Source organism: Nitrincola tibetensis, from assembly GCF_003284585.1.
Lineage (GTDB): Bacteria > Pseudomonadota > Gammaproteobacteria > Pseudomonadales > Balneatricaceae > Nitrincola > Nitrincola tibetensis.
In genome coordinates this window covers 469,094-488,080 of sequence record NZ_QKRX01000001.1, presented here as the reverse complement: position 1 = coordinate 488,080, position 18,987 = coordinate 469,094, and the positions used below count along the sequence as shown (strand labels likewise).

The window sequence follows — 18,987 nt, the reverse complement described above, 5'->3', positions numbered from 1 at the left end:
ATGAAAAACCGCCCAGTTTAGCATGCAAGAAATGTGTCGAAACTGAAAAACTTACCGCTCACTATGGCAAATACGGATACTACGTTCAGTGCGGTGTATGTGAAACAAATACATCGATGAAAACACCCTGCCCAGCTTACGGAAACCCTAAAGCACGCATTAAAAAGCAAGGCACCCGTTATTGGCTGACCTGTGACCGGATTTATAATCAGGTCTTGTTTGTCAATAAGTAAAGCAATGATAAGTTCTTATTTAATTATAAGGATTTCCTAAAAGCCTAACATAAAAACCTGCACCAAACGCATCAATATTTATATAAATAAATACAGCAACCCAAAATGCAGCACTGGCTGGTAGCTAAAAAACTTACCAGCCACTTAATCAAAACTTACTAAAATTATTTTTTATCCTTTAGGCTATCTTTTGTTAATGAGTCTTCAATTAATTTAATCTGATCTAAAACCTCTGACTCATCAAAATACCAAAATGAGCTGTCTTCAAAACGGACCGAATCAAGATAAACAACTCCCGTTCCATATGTTTGATACAACCATGGTGAACTGCAACTTTGATTCCAGCTATTTTCTACTGTTTTATTAGGCTCAATATCGTCAATAGACACTGCAGAAAACTTACTAAGAAAACTGTTAAACGCATCAAAAACCATTATTCCAAATTTTAAGGCAACAATCCTTTTATGTGTAGAATTCTTAAAAAATAGGGAATGCATTATACACTCAGGATCAGAATCAAAATCCGGAACATATATTGATTTGTAAGCAGATATAGAAACAGGGGATCCTTCTTGGGAAAGAATTTTTGTCTGATTTTCATTCTTAAGTATATCGATATAGCTTTCAATATTTAACAATTTAAAAACCTCTCTAAAAAATTTGTCTCAATAAAAATTATAAATGCTATCCCGTTAACTTTCATATCTATTGACTTTGAAGTTAACTTGTTGAATTTTATTTCTTTACACCTGTGTGCAGTGCCATTAAATCACTCTTTTCCAATAAATCATGTTAAAGAACTGAAAAGTTGCTGCAAACTTGCATCCAGCATAGTTTAATATTCCAACAAATCGATCATAATACACACAGCAATCCAGATTTAACTCATGTTTTTTTGAGTATATTTTATCATAAATCATGAGATAACAAACCTATTTTATACCACTTAACGGGTAAACGCATTATAATCTAACCAGCATAAAAAACTTTTATTTAACTTATTAAGCTAACTGTAAGCGCCCAGATTTTTCAACAAGCTTACCTTCCAAAATTAGCTCCTCAATCGCATCTTCTAGCCTTGGTTTCATGCTACTTGTTAAGCGCTTAAAGCCTATCAAGTTAAGGGATGCACTAATACAGTCCTCACGATCAATAGAGTGCGCATCTTTTACAATTAATAAAAAAACATTCTTTATTTCTGTTGACGATAAATATTCAAACTTTTTTTGATTAGTCGGTAGTTCACTCCAATCTCGTAGATCGAAATCATACGTATTGTTAAGATGAATATACGTTCCATCAAAATTAAGAAAATCCTGATGATCAAGAGAGTTTACACATTCTATTACTCTATTCTGAATACGCTGACCAGCCCTACTAATACCTATTGCATTTAATAGTCTTAAGGTAAGAAGGCTTATATGAATGGGCGCTTCTTGGTTGACGATTTTTTTGATAGCTTGCATTAAAGTTCTTGGGTTGATTGCCATAAAATCATTTACTTGACTAGGTAAACTCAATGACATTAAATCCACTGATTTATACGGAGGGATTTTCCTCACCGTCTGTTCTTGTGAAAAATTTGATCTTTCTATTTCAGGAGCAAAGGTTTCTGTATTCGAATTTGAGAGAACACTCTCAATAACCTGCCTCTCATCTATTCCCTTCTGCAAATCTATAGCACATTCAATGGCCTGATTAATTCGTGCAATTTCCTGAGAAGGGTTACGGAACCACTCCGTGCTCCATATGCGGTGAAAACGCCAGCCTAAACCTTCTAATACACTTTGTCTCAAGCGATCTCGCTCACGAGCAGAAGCTGAACTATGATAGCTTGCACCATCACATTCGACTGCTAACAAATATCGACCAGGGCTGCTTGGATCAACAATCGCTAAGTCAATAGAGTATCCTTGACAACCTACCTGCGGTTCCACCTCATAGCCCAACGACTGAATTGCTTTCATTACCTCAATTTCGAAAGGTGAATCCGGCTCTCTCTTAGTTTCATCATAAATTGGCAACTCACCCTTTTCAGCGTAATTAAGGAACACTTTAAGTGCCCTAACACCAAAAGGAGTATTAGCATCAGTTCGCAGCTCATCAGCACGGAAATTGCTAAACACTCGCATTGCAAGTTTTGCTCGTGATATCAATACATTCAGACGCCGCTCTCCTCCCTTAGAATTTAACGGACCAAAGTTCTGACTTACCTTTCCGGCTAGTGTTTTGCCATAACCAACACTGATAAATATGACATCACGTTCATCACCCTGAACATTCTCAAGATTTTTGATGAAAAACTCATCGCCACTAGAGTGTTTGTTAAAAAAAGCATCAGTTTCAGGATGTTCCCTTCGCAAACGTTCAACTTCCAACAAAATAAACTCTCGCTGAGCGGTACTGAATGCCACGACACCCAAGGACAAATGAGAGTTGTTCTGAATGTGCTCTAGAACAGCTTGGGCAACAGCCTTGGCCTCAACCGGATTTGCTCTTGATTTACCGCGATCGTATAAAGCCTCGGGCAAATATGTAAAACTAAGACCTTTTGCATCTGGATTAGAACCTGAGCTAGGAAAGAAAACTAATCTGTTATCATAAAACTGGTCATTCGATACGGCTATTAATGAGTGGTGTCTACTCCGATAGTGCCAGCTTAGCATTTTCTCAGGTGCACCTCGGGCTTCCATCATTGTCAGAATGCTTTCGACGTCTGCAGTAACACTCTCTTCCGCTTCCTCATCACTAATTTCAACCGCTTTGCTGAAGAAATTAGTTGGTGGCATCTGTTTACTGTCACCAACAACAATAGCCTGCTTTGCCCTAGCCATGGCCCCAAGAGCTTCAGGTGCAGGGATCTGACTAGCCTCATCGAATATAACCATATCAAACGTTATTTTCCCCTGAGGCAAGAATGTAGCGACTGACATTGGACTCATCATGAAAACTGGTTTTGCCTGCTGAATCACATTACCAGCTTCAGCTATCAACCGCCTAATCGGAATATGTCGCCTTTTTTTTGAGATTTCCCTTCTAATCAACTCCATTTCACCTGGGGCGTTGAAGTTAGGCAAAGATGCATGCAGCTTTCGTACTAGCTCCTCCTGAGCAAAGCTCAAGCAGGCCATATCAAGTTCTTTGAACTCATGAATTAATCGCTCATGACTTACTCGATCAAATCGACCAATTTTATCAGACTCAGAATAGACGCTATCAACAAATCCTGAGTAATAACTGAGCTTTAACCATTCAACAAGGATATCTGGAGAATACTTCCAACCCCTTAACTCAGGCAATATCACACCAAGGCCGACTGCTTTTATGTCATCCTCAAGCTGATTAAAGCGAACTATTCCGTAAAGTTGCTCAGGTTTTGCTTTCCATGCACTTATATTTGAAGACCAATCTGCAATCAGATCGGCCTTAGTCATTGGGTTGGACCAGTCGAGTAACTCTACCAATCGCTGTATTAGTGAACGAACTTCTCTTGAACGCTCTGCAAGTTCCTCAATATCTGCAGCTCGTTCTTTTACATCAGGATTTGCCTCTAGAAAATCGGTAAGCCCCTCTGGCAAATTACCACTACCAATCTCGTCATAGAGTGTAAATATCCACTCAGCAATACGTGACAAAACCTCCCAGTCTGATTGTCTACCCTGCCATTGTGCACCAAAAAGAAGATGCCCTATCCCTTCTATTTCACTAAAGCGCCTCTCGTCTGACTGATAACTCAGTGCTATATCTACCTTCTCTAACCATTCGGTTGGATGCCCTTCGAGATCACCTTTTAGATAACCTCTTAGAATTGCCTTTGACCTTCGGTAATCACTTGAGAAAAATCTCCACCATCTGTCAGCTCTCCCAGCAAGCCCAACCCTTATAGGCAATAAATCAACTATTAATGCAGACTCAATAAAGAACGTGCTTAGCTGTTCTTTTTTATTATTTAATGTCTGACCAAGCTTCACCAACTCGCGAATCTCGTCTCGACGAAGTTGCCAGTCTTGGGTGCTGACCTTAACTCCTTTTAAATGAGGTGCATTTAGTGCTCTTTGACCAGCTTTATGAACAAGATCAATATCATTAAACGTTTCCGTTTCAGGAAGCTGCATCATTTTAGTAAGCTCGTCGCAATCTACTTTCAATTCGTCAAGCTTAATTTGGACCTCCACCGTAAGACGAAGGATATCTTGCTCTTCTGATGGTGAGAGTCGACTCAATCGTGAGCTAGCAAAAACATTGTCATTAGGCTTACCAAACTCTTTCAAGTATGCTTCCACCGTCTGAAGTAATCTTGATGCACGCTCAAGCTCGTCTTTCGACCAGTTTTTAAGAACATCAAATCGAATTCGGTTAACGGACTCCAATGCGGAGATTTTTTGAAGCCTCAACATTTCACCCAACGCTTGAAGAAAGTTGAGTCCTGAGTTAAGTCTTGGTTTGCTGATTTCAAAGGCATACCTATCCAGTTGCTCCCTCAACTCAGATAATCGCCGATATTCAAAGGTACGATCTGGAACGCTGGGTTTTCCTTGAGAAAAAGACGCTCTCAAAGAGTCAAGCACAGCTATTTTGCTAGATTTATGACTATGCAACTCCAAAACAGCATCGCCTAGATGTGCTTCATCCAGACGTGCCTTAACCACGTCTAGTGCTGCCATTTTCTGAGCTACAAATAAAACTTTTTTTCCTCTTGATACAGCCTCTGCAATAAGGTTGGTAATCGTTTGTGACTTACCCGTACCTGGGGGACCCTGTATAACTAAGTTAGCACCCTCAACCGCTGCAATTAGCGCTTCCATTTGCGAATTATCTGCATCTTTAACTAGGTGCAGTTTCTCAGGTTCAGAAATATGTCGATGCCCCTCGATATCTGAAAGAACTTGGGCATCTTTTATAAAACCCGTCTCCAATACTTTGCCTAACAAGTGATTTTGAACAAGTGGTGATTCACTAGGCCAACTTGCAGGGTCCAAATCAACATACATTTGAAACTTTCCTGATGAAAACAATCCTAGGTACATCATGTTACGATGAAGCTTCCAATTAGCTTGGCCTTTGATAGCCATTTCAACTTCATCAAAGTAAGAAGATATACAAAGTTCTTCAGGGTAATCTGGCAACTTAACTCGGAAGTCGCTCCTCAATTTGGTGGTTAGTGTTAAGTTAGGTGACAAATCAATGTCGGTGTAACTAATGCGAAAAGCTACACGTGCTGAGTCACGACTCAATTCAACCGGAATCAGCACTAATGGAGCATAACGAGGAGTTCTTGCATTGGGATCTTCATACCATTCAAGTATACCCAAAGCCAAATGAAGCACATCGATACCCTGCTCCTGAAGAAGCATATGGGCTTCGCTTTCAATCTTCAGTAAGTGTGTGTCTAAATTATCTGCAGCTTTGTCTGTTTGCAAAAAACTATCACTAAAGCGCGACTCCCCAGATGTTTGCTTAAGATATTCACTTAGACTGGGTAGCGAATTACTTTCATCACTAGTATCTTGCAAGGCATCAGGAAGTGGAAGGAAGCTCATGGACTTACCATTTTCAACAAGAATACTGAAAACGTCTTCTGATCGCTCTTCAACTACTTCAAGGAATTTACTACTCTTGGGTATACTCAGTAATGGATTACCTCTGAGTCCCATATCCAGCAATTCAAGCCTTGCTAACTCTAGTTTTTGTTCAAATGACATTCATGCCTCTCCGACAGAATAAGACCTAATATATAAATTTTTTCAAAATCATCAATACTTACTGAAAACTACTACAGCCCCACCATCCTCTGCATACTTTGCGTCCAAGATGTTTTGAAAGACATGTCATTTGCAAACAGCTTGTAAAGCTCTAGCTCTTCCTTACGACGCTGGAGCATTATCTCTTTAAGCATTTTCTCAAAAGCTAGCTCCCGATTATGTGGATCGGGGTTGTTTTGATATTTAGCTTCAAAGTCTGGATGGTTGCGGATCCCCTCAGCGATGTTGATGAACTTGACACGTTGCTCTTCTGGAGTCGCGCTCCAACCTTGAAACCAGCGCTCATTAAAGGTTTTGATGATTTCATCTAGAGGATCTGTTTCCTTTTCCCCACCACGATAACCACGAGGATTAGGGTTTTGCGGGTCTAACTCAGTTTCATTCTGATCAAGCCCAATAGCATGATTGAGTTTTACTCGCTGAAGTCCATACGAACTCAGGTCAACTGAATCTAACAACGCATCTATTTGATTCGACTCCGGATCATCAATTTTCAGTTTTGGGATGAGAAACTTGAGAAACCAGAAGAGTTTTTCCCATGCTAGGATCTCATAGGGCATGATCGACGCCATTTGGCCGTAGATTTTCACAAACTGTTTGGCTTTGATTTTAAAGTCGATTTGTTCTTCAATTTCAAGCTCTAACTCTTTATCGAATCGACTAACTGCCGTATCAATGATAGGACTTAGTGCTTCAGCATCGGCATCGTTAAAGTAAAGTGTTACAAACTGTTCCACTTCAGACCACTCATACACACCAACATCACTCAATGTGTCTTTCAACTCATGCAATACATTGATATCAGTCGCTTCAGACAGTGAAGTTGCCGTGTAAAAAGGGTCGAAAGCGGCTTTAATGTCTTCAACGGCGTTAAAAAAATCCAGGACAAATAAATCTTCCGTTTTCTTGCCTAATTTGGGTGCACTGCGATTCAATCTTGACAATGCCTGCACACACAAAACACCTGCAAGTTTTTTGTCTACGTACATGGCACAAAGCTTAGGCTGATCAAAGCCAGTCAAGTATTTGTTTGCGACAATCAAAAGACGGTATTCAGAGGTATCGAACTTATCGCGGGTATCTGACTCGGCAAAACCATTCATACTAGCTTCGGTATATTCAATACCATCAACCTCTTTGCTACCAGAGAAAGCAACTAACGCTTTGAAGGGATTACCATACTCATCTAATTTTCGATTAATGGCCTGAAAATAACGAATCGCCATTTCAATATTTTGAGTAACGATGATCCCCTTACCTTGTCCTTTGAGCTTTTTGGTATTCACAACCGATGTCACAAAGTGATCAAGCATTATCTCTGCTTTAGTAGCAATGGTTTGTTGACTGCGTTCTACATAGCTTCTCAGCCTCTTTTGTGCTTTGGCAGTATCGAACAAAGGGTTTTCGGCTATCGACTTTTCTATTTCATAAAAGCTTCGGTAGGTTGTGTAATTAGCTAAAACATCTAAGATGAAACCTTCCTCAATGGCTTGCTTCATGGAATAGAGATGAAATGGTTTGAAGCTTCCATCTAGTTGCTTTTCACCAAACTTCTCTAAAGTTGAATTTTTCGGTGTCGCTGTAAAGGCCAAGTAAGAGGCGTTTCCTCGCATCTTTCTTGATTGCATAGCCTGTAAAATTTTATCCTGCGCATCTTCCAGCTCTTCTATTTCAGCTTTGCCCATTACACGATTCATGTTGTCATGAGCCGAGCCTGATTGAGAGCTATGTGCTTCATCAATAATAACCGCAAAACGTTTATCACTAAGATCAGCTATTCCATCAATGATGAATGGAAACTTCTGAATGGTTGTAATGATGATTTTTTTGCCAGTCTCCAGCGCCTGCTTAAGTTCACTCGACTTATGTGCAGGTGCAATTATGTTTTTTACTTCGGAAAATTCTCTAATATTGTCCCGTAATTGTTTATCGAGTAATCGTCTATCCGTAACAACGATGACAGAGTCAAACAAAGGCTCATCAAGATTCTTACCCTGTGCTATGGCTTCATTAGCGGGATAGGTCTCTATCAATTGGTATGCAGCCCATGTAATCGAGTTAGATTTACCGGAACCAGCTGAGTGCTGGATGAGGTAGGTATGTCCCACTCCGTTATTTGAAGCATGATTCACCAGTTTTCGAACAACATCCATCTGATGATAACGAGGGAAGAACAAGGTTCGTTTATTGATGGGGTCCTTACTAGTGCCGTCCATCCGCACAAAATGCTGAAGAATATTAGCAATACTCTCTTTTCGAAAAACTTCATTCCACAAATAAGCTGTTTTATGACCTGAGGGATTCGGTGGATTTCCCTGACCGTGTAAATGACCTTTGTTAAAGGGTAAAAAGAAGGTCTTATTTCCCGCAAGTTTTGTGGTCATATACACTTCATCAGTATCAACAGCCATGTGCACTACACATCGACCAAACTGCAACAATGGCTGAGAGGGATCTCTATCTTCTCGATACTGTTTTTGGCCGTGATAGCGTGCGGTTTGCCCTGTCCATGCATTTTTAAGCTCTAGGGTTATCAATGGAATACCATTAATAAACAAAACCATATCTATTTCTTGCAGTGGATTAGCACTTGAGTAGCGAACTTGGCGGGTACAACTGAAAATATTTTCTATGAAATTTAGGTGAACTTGCTCACTACTGCTGGCTAAAGGGGCTGGATACATCAAATTAAGGTGAGCATTATCAACAGACAGCCCTTTCTTCAATAGATGCAACACACCTTTAGATTTGATTACACGGTCATAACGCTCAAGAACCTTACGCTGCCAATCTTTCGGATTATTTTTCTGTAATTTTACTAACTCTGTGGGCTGGGTTTTCTCTAAAAACCGCCAAAAAAACAGCGTATCTAGGGCAAACTGTTTATCAAAACTATCTGGATGCCCCGATTGATATCCTTGATGTGAGTTTACATAACTAGGAACTAACGCATCTGAAACAGAACCGACTTCATCTTCAAAACTAGATCCAATCAAAGCCCGCTCTATGGCCGTTTCCAATGCCAGTTCATTGGTTTGACTAACCATGTTTACTCCTTGTTATCCTTAAACTTAAGCATTTGCGCTGCTTGCTGCAAAGGTGCTTTTAACGCTTGCTCAAGCTTAATCATGTGCTCTTGATGCCATGAGATGGCCCTTGCCCAGTTATCTTTGTTATACCCTTCAATTTCAACAGAGAAATGGATTCGAGACATTTTTTTGTCATCCAGTCTCATCCAATGCAGAGGTTGACCAAAAGACTGTTCAATAGCCTCTCGCTGCTTGTGCAAGCAATCAAATATAAATTTATTCTCTTCAGTTTGGCTGCGACTGATAGAAAACTCTACTCTTATCTCTTTTTGAAGAAAAATTAAGTTATAAGGGCAACCACTTAAACCAGAACCAGCCGACAACCAATGATCTTTGCTTGGACTGATATTGTTGTAAAGCTGACATGGGCTTTTTTGAAAAACCTCAAGCAGCTGCTCCCAGTAATCACGCCGAACGTTATAGCGATTTTTGATAACGACTTCCGTGCTTTTCTCTTCGGCTTCTTTGGCGCTGATGCCTATCATCAGCTCTTTGGCTTCTGGGGTAGGAATAATCTGATCGAGATTAATCAGTAACTGCTCGCCCAAGGCATAGGGAGTAATTTTAAAGCAGGCGATATTAATGCCCTGACCCAATAACCAGAGTGCAGTGCTGGTTACTTCCTTGCGAAAATTAGCTGCTACTAGCATTAAGCGTTGGCTATTGCCAAGGTTCAGCTTTACTTCATCAAGGTCTGGTGCATCCAAAAATTCACAAATACGGGCGGCGGCATGTTGTGGTGTGTTTACCTCTGACTCGCTTGCCACAGGCTCATAGCGGTCGAGGTATTGCTGATAAATCTCGACAATTTGTGCCTTGGTCAGGCTGGCACAGTAAGAGGCATACTTAAGGGCCTGCCACACCACATCACGGCCACTGTCGTCCAGCTTGTTTTCAATAATCACCAGATTGCCGTCTTTATCCAGCGCCAATAAATCAAGGCGTTCACGGGTATCATCAAAACCATCGAACTCTTTTTGGATGATCAACAGCTCTTCGCCTAGTGCATCAGGCTGATACGCTAACCATTCCTGCAAGTGCTTACGCTCAGTAAAGCCCAGTTCACTGAAGGTTTTGATTTTTACCGGGCTAATGCGATTGGTTTGATAATTCACCGTGAACATATTCGCGTCCTATTGCTCAACCATTTCTGGGCTGATTTTAACTTTGCCAGTTACAGCGCTGTTGATTAATGTAGTTTTGTATTCTTTGAGCTTTTCGATTTGAACCATAAGCGAGTCCAAAGCTAAGTCTATTTTACTAGTTTGCTCGCTTAGAAAGGTCATAATTACGTTTTGCTCTTGATAACTGGGATAACCAAATTTCATAGCGAAAAGCATATGCCCATAAAATCGAAGCCTTGATGAATGCAGCCCTGTAGATACTTTGTTGTAGTACTCTACATAATTAACGCTTTTTAATAGATACTCTAAATAATTGGAATTAAATGTATTTTTGACTTTTTGTCTAAAAACACTGTATGAGGGACTCACAATGCCAACACGGTCGGAGACGCCCAGAGCGCCCATCCATGCCCACATGATATTAATGACTAAATCATTTTCTCTGCAAAGCTTTGATCCTGTGTAATCCTCTGCCATAAACATCGACACATTTTTTTCCGATCGTGGCGTAACTCCCGTCATGTGTGAAACGGAAAGTAATTCTTCATCACCTGTTTTAGAACGTTCGTCAATCTCGTCAAAGATATATTTAGCTCGCTTAACCTCCCAATGCGCCGGTATCTTGCCAATCCACTCAACGCCCGAATCCTTCATCGGCACATTAGGATCCAACCCTTGGGTAACCGCTTGCTGAATAATAATTTGCTTGCGCTCTTTTAGTAGGTTGATTTGCTGCTCTTTAATGGCGATAGCTTCATCGATTTGCGCTGTTTTTTGGTCGAGAAAGTTGGCGATTAGGGTTTGTTCATTTTTACTAGCAAGCCAAAGTTTGGCCCCTTTTAAAATGCCCTGAGTAATACTGAATACCTTAACACCTTTTACTGCCCTACGAACCTGAAGTCTAAATGCTTCAGAATCAATTACGTAAGCAAGGTATCTTTCGTTAACACTTATTTTCAAACGACAAACTAATGTATGGTAGCCTGCAAAAATTTCATCTTCACTATTCAAATAAGTGAAATTACCTGCACCTTCGTAATCCTCTGAAGTATCCGCAAATATAAAATCACCAAAACGCAGTATCGATTTTTTATTATTCTTTAGATACTTTTCGTCAACACATTTAAGCGGATGAATTTCTGGGCGAAGCTCAAAACCAAATTTTGAGTGAATCTCTCCATAGTTGAGACAGGGAATACCATGTTCTTGAAGGTTTTCTTTTGTTATATTCAATCCCTTTGAGAAGCTAAATACATCATGAAACCTTACGATATTCCAACCGCAAGGAATATTCTCAACAGAATGAATATGGGTCTTTTGACAATCATCATATCTTTGCATCACCCCCAAACTCTCCATTACGCTTCTCCCTGAGCTTCAGTAACTTTCACACCCAAAATCTGCGTAATTAAGCCTTCAGCTTTCTGCTCCAGGCTAATAATATCAGCCGCAACTTCCTCCAAAGAACGTAGCGGTTTATGGCGGTAGAAGTACTTGTTAAAACTGATTTCATAGCCAATTTTCACCGAATCCAGATTAATCCAGGCCTCGGCAACGTGCGGTTTTACTTCATCCAGGAAGTATTGATGAATACTTTGCTGCTTGTCACCACCGGATAGCGGCACGAATTCGCTGTCGCGTAAATCGGCGTTAGTCTCATAGGTGATATATTCACCTTTCTTACTTGTGGGGAAGTAACCAAAATCTGGCAGGTCGCCTTCCGTGCAGCCCAAATGATCCAGTAATGCTGCTAACTTATCACCGCTCAGCTTCACAACTTTATTGATCACTTTTACCGCAGTTTCTTCGTACCAGCTTACGGCGTTGAGAATGCTGTTTTTCTCTGGGCCAGATAGTTTAGTGCCAATGGCTTTTAAGGTGTCATCGACCAACTGTTTAAACTGGTTGTAGTCGTCAAACTCTGCCTCGCCAATGTTGTCCATTAGCTGCTCTGCCGTTTGCAGCAATGCTTTTTGCGCTAACCAGTGGCTGACATCCAGCAGTTTGGTTTTAGCTTTGGCATTCAGGCTGATATCTTGCTCTTCGCACCAGCTTAGAATCTCTTTTTCAATTGATTTTAAGAAGCTCTGTTTGTGGTCTGCCCCATGGCCGGTTTTCTCATAGACGCGCTCACCATATTGCTGATAAAGATGCGCCATGACTTCACTAAGTTGCTTATCGAACCGCAGCGGGTTAATGGCACCCTGGCTAAAACGGGCTTTGCGTCTGTCTGGGCACTCAATGATCACCTTGTAATAGCCAAAATCTTCGTTATTAAAGACTTTGCTGGCGATACCAACGGGGTCGTTGTTCGCATCCAACTGGCGCTCAATAGCGGCACAAGACAAGTAAGTGTCGGTAATTTCGGCGATATGCTCTGGGGCAAACTCACAGTTCTTATTCCCCAAGTTTTTGCGCAGCTTGCGATATAGCAGGCTGGCATCGATCAACTGCACTTTGCCTTTGCGCTGCTCTGGCTTGTTGTTGTTTAACAGCCAAATATAGGTGGTGATACCGGTGTTGTAGAACAGGTTATTAGGCAGTTGCACAATGGCATCTAACATATCGTTTTCGATAATAAAGCGGCGGATATTGCTCTCACCTCCACCTGCATCACCGGTAAATAAAGAAGAACCATTATGTACCGAAGCAATACGACTACCCAGCGGGCTGACACTGGGGTCTTTCATCTTGTTGACCATTTCCATTAGGAACAACAACTGGCCATCGCTGGAGCGTGGAGTGGCATCTACCACCTCTTCCTTGCCCCAGTAATCATTTAGACTAACTTTAAAACGAGTATCTATGACATCTTTGTTGTCTTTGATGTGTTTTTGTTCAGATGCCCAGCTTTTGCCATAGGGCGGATTGGAGAGCATGAAGTCAAATTTAAAGCCGGCAAACTCGTCCGTAGATAAGGTGGAGCCTTCACGAATATTTTCAGGGTTATTACCCTTGATCATCATGTCAGACTTGCAGATGGCGTAGGTTTCATCGTTGATTTCTTTACCGTAAAGGTAAATATCACGGTTAGCATTTGGATACTTTTGCTCAATAAAGTTTTGTGATTCAGTGAGCATTCCCCCACTACCACAGGCTGGATCATATACAGTCATGGTCAATGGAAGCTGGTCTTGAACTGGATCAAACACCAAATGCGTCATCAACTCGATCACTTCACGGGGCGTAAAATGCTCTCCAGCTTCTTCATTGTTTTCTTCGTTGAACTTACGGATCAACTCTTCAAAGACGTAGCCCATGCCTAGATTCGATAGCGCCGGTAATCGATTGCCATCAGGATCTTCTGCTGTGTTTGGTGTTAAATTGATATATGGAGAGACAAATTTTTCAACCACATCGAGCAAAACTTGCTTGCTAGCCATATGTCGAATTTGAGCGCGTAAATTAAAGCACTTAATTATCTCTTTTACGTTATCACTGAAGCCATTTAAGTAGTCTTCAAAATTTGCTTCAAGAATCTGTGTATTATTAGTCGCTGTGGATAACAGCGTTTTCAGTGTCCACTTGGAAGTATTATAAAAAACATAACCAGAAGCCTGCTTTAACGGCTCCTCATCTAACTCCATAGAGTTCATCGACTCTTTTTGGAACTTCACTTCATCCAAAACTTCTTCTTTGGTTGGTTCCAGTAGTGTATCTAGGCGGCGAAGCACAACCATGGGCAGAATTACGTCACGATACTTACCTCGCACATACACATCTCTTAAGCAATCGTCAGCAATGCTCCAGATAAAAGATATAAGTTTGTTGTGTGCACTGTGGTCCATGGGTAATCCTACGAGTTGATTCAAGCTAATTTATTGTAATATATATCAATTTACATAAGGGTTCATAGCAGGCAAGTGGGGCTACCAGTCTGACAGCAGCCCCGTCTGCAAGCATCTATGCTTTTGAGCCTTTAATTTCTGACTTTAGATCCTCAACACCAGAGGTGATCGCATCACACATATTGATTCCCCAGATCATCTTAAAACCCTTTAAAAAGACGAATAGAAATAGCAATGGCAAGATCATTGTCTTAAAGAAAAAAAGTGCCATGAGGTTGATGAATGACGGAATAGCCTGTTGTATATTTTCGATGTACTGAGAAACTTTTTCTCTGAAGTTGGACAACCCAGAAGTCATTGATGTGAAGCCACTACTGATTGAGCCAAAGAGGCCTGTAGATTTTCCTTCTAATGCGTTCTCAATATCGACAATCGTTCTATTTGCATTATTCAACTCACGAACCAAGTCACGGCGCTCAGTTTCCAAGGCTCTCTTCTGAGTTCTATTGGAGCTCATCGCTTCGTTAAGCTGAACGACTCTCTCATCGCGACTCATAATATTTAATCGCTGGAAAGTACCAATTTCAGCATTCACGTTTTGCAAATCTGTTTCAAGTGATAAGAACAATTCATCTAATTGAACAATATTATTATCAATCTGCTGGATTTGCTCTTCTTTAAGCGCTACATCCTGTTGAATATTTTGCAAGTCCAGTGTTAGGGCTGCCCTTAACTCTTCAGATACGGCTGTGTCATCTGTAAAGCTCTCTAACTCCAGAGGATAGGTCTCTAGAAACGCCATTTCTTGTTCCGTTTTACTCTCTACAAAAGCTTTGTCTACGGCAGCATAGAAAAGTACAGTAAGCGCAACTAGAAAGCGTAGCATCGCCAAGAAAACGAAGCTTTTAAAGAACACATTAATCAGTCGAAGTTTGTCAAAGTAGACAACAAGCGCAAGCATGACGCCTGATAAAGTGAAAATAACTTTGAAGAAGTTGTTGGCAACAATTTCAAGCAAGATTTTTTGTATGATCAAGGATCCTAAAGCCATTTTCATCAATGACGAAAACTGCTCAACTAGATCGTTGACAGGGTCCAGCAACTGTCCTATGGCTAGCTCTAACCCTATGAGAGGCACAGTGACAGACACCTCTTTGAAAACTGAAATGATCCCATTGAAAGCGCGTGCTATAGCGAAGGCAATAGTGGCTTGAGTCAAGGATGCATCAACATACTTAGCAGAATGATGATCGATGATTTCCAGCCAAGATATTCCTATAAGTAAAATGACAATTGCAATAAAAAAATATTTTACATTGCGATTGCTGAGTTCCAACCCTTTAGAAATATTGTCCATTCACTAACTCTCTTCAGTTATTTGCTATAAAGGTTTTGCATATTGTTGATCAAGCTGACTAGTCGGCTTCTTAAATGGGCTGGTTCAAGCACAATAATTTCCCCACCAAGCCCCATCACCCACCACTGCGTTTGCAAGTCATCCGGCACTATGGCTTTCAGCGTGACCCATCCATCATCATCCGGTTCAGACAATGACTGTTGCTCACTCACGGGGGTTTCTGATAACAACCAAGCGATTTCAGGTCGTATCTTGGCCACTAGTTCTATTTCTTGCTCGCCTAGCCGATAACCAAATGCACCACTTTTGAGGTATTCATCAATGTCAAAATCTTGCTGTGCCTGATAGACAACACGGCTTTGTTTAACCTGCTTGATGCGATGAAGCGCAAAGTGTCTGATATCTTCGTAGCCATCCACAGTGGCCAGCAGATAGGTCACGCTGTGCCTTGCTACTAGACCGAGGGGATGAAGTGTAAATTGTTTCTCCTCCCCTTTTGCTCGGCTCAAGTAAGTCAAATCTAAGGCAATGCCCTTTAGCAGTGCATCGGTAACTTCTGCCCAGATTGTCGGGTTAATTGTTGCCGGAATTAGTGCCTTACCATTAGGAATGGCTTTGACATGTCGAGTCCAATCACTAAAACCACTTTCTTTCAGTTGTTCTAGGTATTTTCGTGCAGCCGTAAACTGGTTATTGAGCTGAACAATGGCCGCCTGAGGAAGCAAACCTTTGAGATACTCTTCTGCCAAGACAAGGGTAAGCGCAGTGGGAGTATCGAGAGCAGGAAGGTTACTTTTGAACGCAGGGTCGAATGACCAGCGATAAGGTTTTTGTGATTTATCGCAGAGCAAGGGGAAGTTGTTCGACATTTTCTCAAGGTCGCGCTGAACGCTTCTTAGATCCACCTGAAAGCCACGCTCTTCCAACAAGGCTTGCAGCGTCGGTGTAGCTCTGTACCCCGGTGATCTAGGTATTAACTGTAGCAGTGTCAAATACCTAAACAATGTATTGTGCTGATGGGTCATCCTTTCACATATCCTTGTTTCCAATCCATTCATCATAGCTAATGAAGATCGAGATTAAAACAGACTTAAGTCAAAGAATCTCGCTTAATTGCTTATGATCAATGGATTTTTCTCATTTAACTAAACACCTAAATTAAGTATGTATTAAGCATTTTAGTCAGTTGGATTCCAGTTACCTGTTCCTATCAAACGCTGTGGTTCAACCTCTCGGTTGTATTCATACACCCACACTGGTCCATAACTGGATTCAACTTCTACTCTCAAATAAAAGCTTTTATGCGGCTCTTCTGAATCAAAACCCTCTAACTGATCAAGACGATGCAACTGAAGTGTGGTGATTCGATAAACTTCAACCAATACACCGTCAGATGGGTACCTTTTTACCGCTGGGAAAGGTCCCAGGTCATAGAGCGTGAATTCAAAAAGCCAATCTTCTCCAACAAACTCCGCCCCATAGAGAAGATCATGGTTAAAGTGTCCTCGCTTAAGCGAGCCATACACCGCGACAAGATGTTCAAGATTCATAAGCTCACCTACATAAATCCAATCGCACGACTTTGGCCGGATGTTTTAATATCGTGCTCTCGTTGCAAACCATATAATAGTGACGAGGGTGTTAACTCCTCTCCCATCACACGGTGATGACGCTCTACTGTTGCAAAGTCACCCGGTGTTAACTGATGAAGCTTGATGAGCACTGGCTTGCACTTTTCAACATCGGTCACGGCAAATTGATGTTGTTTTGCTCGACCTAACTGGTTATTAAACATCATCCAGCATTGATCGGGTGTTAAGTATTTAAAACGAATTTTAAAGTCGAAACGACGAAGCGCTGCAGAGTCTAGATGTTCCATATAGTTGGTGGACATCAACAGAATGCCTTTGTATTGCTCCATTTGTACCAGCAACTCGTTCACATGAGAAACTTCCCAACTGTGTTCGGCTTGTGTTCTGGGTGTCAAAAAACTATCGGCTTCGTCGATTAGCAGAATTCCTGAACGTTGTTTCGCTTCGTCGAACGCTTGTGCTAAAGCTTTCTCAGTACCACCTAGATACTTGTCCAGCAAATCCGATGCTTTTTTGGCAATCAGTGGCATCTCCAATGAATTAGCAAGATAGGTCGCATACCCTGACTTACCTGTTCCTGGTGGTCCGTAAAGACAGATACGACCCAAACGGCTGCGCGTCAATCCATGGGTTAATTTGTCCAGCGAAAAGTCTGTGTTAGAAAATACCGGGTTGTAATAAGGCACCTTCACTTTCGACGATTTTTTATGCTCACGGTAACCGAGTGCCTGATAGAGCGAAGCCAGAATACCATCAATCTCTGACTCGATACGTTCAGCCTTGCGATACCCCGAGTGTTTCACAACACGTGCAGCTTGAGCTAAATGTGCGGCATGAACACCCTTTTGTTTTGATAACGACACGAGCCATTCCTCCCTGACTGGAATATTGTTCATAATTCTTTTGGCAATTTTTAACCTTGCCTTCTCCCCGAGCTCGGGCATCTCAAAGACAAAATCAAAGCGTCGAATGTAGGCAGGATCCATGGTGTAGTGGCTATTGGTCAACCAAAAGCTCGGACGTTGATTCGTTTCCAGAATACGATTTACACAAGCCTTGAAGTTGTTGCTGATGCGATCATTGAAGACATCTTCAACCTCATCAAACAGCATCACACTCTTCTTATCGGATGCCAACATATGTTGCGCCATCTGATAGGTCGCCAAACGCCGATCACCTGTCAGAGGTCGACCATCGGAGCCCGAGGATTTAACCTCATAAAGTGACAAGCTCATTGCGTCTGAAAGCACCTTAACCAGTTCAGTTTTACCCGTTCCTGGTGAGCCATAAATAAGAATATTGACGCCTTGCAGCCCTTTACTGGCGGCACGTCGGACATAGTTATAGACACGATCATAGGTTTGTTGGATATGTACAAAGTCACTCGGAATCAAGTCAGAGGGTGGCAACTTTAGGGTATTGCTTCTGAACAGTGCGTCAGGCCCGTTTTCTTCGAAGTACAAGAGATCGTCTAGGCCATTAAGCAACTCGATACCATTGTGATGATCCTCTGGAGAAATCAGTCCACACTGACGCAAAGGTGCATCGGCACTGAGCGCCTGACTGATGACATTTCGGGGATACTTCAGCGCAATAGACAACATCGTCACTAATTGCTGTGACCCTACCCATCGACGCTGATGAAAAAGCTCAATGACATTGGATAAACGTGAGTCCTGCTCTTTAATGACCAAGAAACCCAGAATCTCTTGCTCTATCGATGATAAGGATAGTGAATCACCCAGCAAGCTCAGATTTTTGCCCAGATAAGCTGTTGGCAGATTCGGCACATGCGTTTGATGCTTAGCCGCTTGTCGTAAAATTCGTAGCAACTTCGTTGGGGTCATGTCTGCTGAGTCGTCTACTTCAATGCCTAAGCTAACAAGCATATCGTCATCAAAGTAATTGCGATTGTTAAACATCAAGCGATAACCCTGAGCTTCAATCAATAGACGTAATGCCCACTGACGAACTAACTCTTCGTTCAGCTCTCCAATCAATACGGCTTGGCTTTTGAAGGTCTGTAACTTTAGATGCATCGC

Annotated in this window: 10 protein-coding genes; all 10 read right to left on the bottom strand. The window is 41.6% G+C overall.

The annotated features are described in order from the left end of the window. Nucleotides 1-397 precede the first annotated feature (397 nt). Complete coding sequence (locus DN062_RS18465; protein WP_133256734.1) at nt 398-871, bottom strand: hypothetical protein; 474 nt, start codon at nt 869-871, stop codon at nt 398-400. A gap of 363 nt (nt 872-1,234) precedes the next feature. Next, nucleotides 1,235-5,935: a DUF3320 domain-containing protein gene (locus DN062_RS02255; RefSeq protein WP_112157119.1), complete on the bottom strand. Its 4,701-nt coding sequence runs from the start codon at nt 5,933-5,935 to the stop codon at nt 1,235-1,237. Nucleotides 5,936-6,006: 71 nt separating this feature from the next. Next, on the bottom strand, nt 6,007-9,042 hold the full coding sequence (locus DN062_RS02250) for a type I restriction endonuclease subunit R (protein WP_112157117.1): 3,036 nt from the start codon (nt 9,040-9,042) through the stop codon (nt 6,007-6,009). 2 nt (nt 9,043-9,044) lie between these two features. Next, nucleotides 9,045-10,208: a DUF4268 domain-containing protein gene (locus DN062_RS02245; protein WP_112157114.1), complete on the bottom strand. Its 1,164-nt coding sequence runs from the start codon at nt 10,206-10,208 to the stop codon at nt 9,045-9,047. A 9-nt stretch (nt 10,209-10,217) separates the two neighbouring features. After that, nucleotides 10,218-11,567 carry a restriction endonuclease subunit S gene (locus DN062_RS02240; protein ID WP_193483866.1) on the bottom strand — a complete coding sequence of 450 codons (1,350 nt, stop codon included), beginning with the start codon at nt 11,565-11,567 and terminating at the stop codon, nt 10,218-10,220. After that, on the bottom strand, nt 11,567-13,996 hold the full coding sequence (locus tag DN062_RS02235; protein WP_112157112.1) for a type I restriction-modification system subunit M: 2,430 nt from the start codon (nt 13,994-13,996) through the stop codon (nt 11,567-11,569). Before DN062_RS02235 ends, DN062_RS02240 begins: the two co-directional genes overlap by 1 nt. A gap of 115 nt (nt 13,997-14,111) precedes the next feature. Then, nucleotides 14,112-15,353, bottom strand: a complete 1,242-nt coding sequence (locus tag DN062_RS02230; RefSeq protein WP_112157110.1) for a hypothetical protein — start codon at nt 15,351-15,353, stop codon at nt 14,112-14,114. Nucleotides 15,354-15,370: 17 nt separating this feature from the next. After that, nucleotides 15,371-16,378, bottom strand: coding sequence for a helix-turn-helix transcriptional regulator (locus tag DN062_RS02225; protein ID WP_112157108.1), 1,008 nt, complete (start codon nt 16,376-16,378; stop codon nt 15,371-15,373). 153 nt (nt 16,379-16,531) lie between these two features. Further along, the gene (locus DN062_RS02220) at nt 16,532-16,903 is read right to left on the bottom strand and encodes a gamma-glutamylcyclotransferase family protein (protein ID WP_112157106.1); all 372 of its coding nucleotides are present in this window, start codon (nt 16,901-16,903) and stop codon (nt 16,532-16,534) included. 8 nt (nt 16,904-16,911) lie between these two features. Beyond that, nucleotides 16,912-18,984 carry an AAA family ATPase gene (locus tag DN062_RS02215; RefSeq protein WP_162301236.1) on the bottom strand — a complete coding sequence of 691 codons (2,073 nt, stop codon included), beginning with the start codon at nt 18,982-18,984 and terminating at the stop codon, nt 16,912-16,914. Nucleotides 18,985-18,987: the final 3 nt, after the last annotated feature.

What these genes read in the sequence shown, in the direction of transcription:
- DN062_RS02245 (WP_112157114.1), bottom strand. Translation starts at nt 10,208, where the DNA reads ATGTTCACGGTGAATTATCAAACCAATCGCATTAGCCCGGTAAAAATC.
- DN062_RS02250 (WP_112157117.1), bottom strand. Translation starts at nt 9,042, where the DNA reads ATGGTTAGTCAAACCAATGAACTGGCATTGGAAACGGCCATAGAGCGG.
- DN062_RS02240 (WP_193483866.1), bottom strand. Translation starts at nt 11,567, where the DNA reads ATGGAGAGTTTGGGGGTGATGCAAAGATATGATGATTGTCAAAAGACC.
- DN062_RS02230 (WP_112157110.1), bottom strand. Translation starts at nt 15,353, where the DNA reads ATGGACAATATTTCTAAAGGGTTGGAACTCAGCAATCGCAATGTAAAA.
- DN062_RS02255 (WP_112157119.1), bottom strand. Translation starts at nt 5,935, where the DNA reads ATGTCATTTGAACAAAAACTAGAGTTAGCAAGGCTTGAATTGCTGGAT.
- DN062_RS02235 (WP_112157112.1), bottom strand. Translation starts at nt 13,996, where the DNA reads ATGGACCACAGTGCACACAACAAACTTATATCTTTTATCTGGAGCATT.
- DN062_RS02225 (WP_112157108.1), bottom strand. Translation starts at nt 16,378, where the DNA reads ATGACCCATCAGCACAATACATTGTTTAGGTATTTGACACTGCTACAG.
- DN062_RS02215 (WP_162301236.1), bottom strand. Translation starts at nt 18,984, where the DNA reads ATGCATCTAAAGTTACAGACCTTCAAAAGCCAAGCCGTATTGATTGGA.
- DN062_RS02220 (WP_112157106.1), bottom strand. Translation starts at nt 16,903, where the DNA reads ATGAATCTTGAACATCTTGTCGCGGTGTATGGCTCGCTTAAGCGAGGA.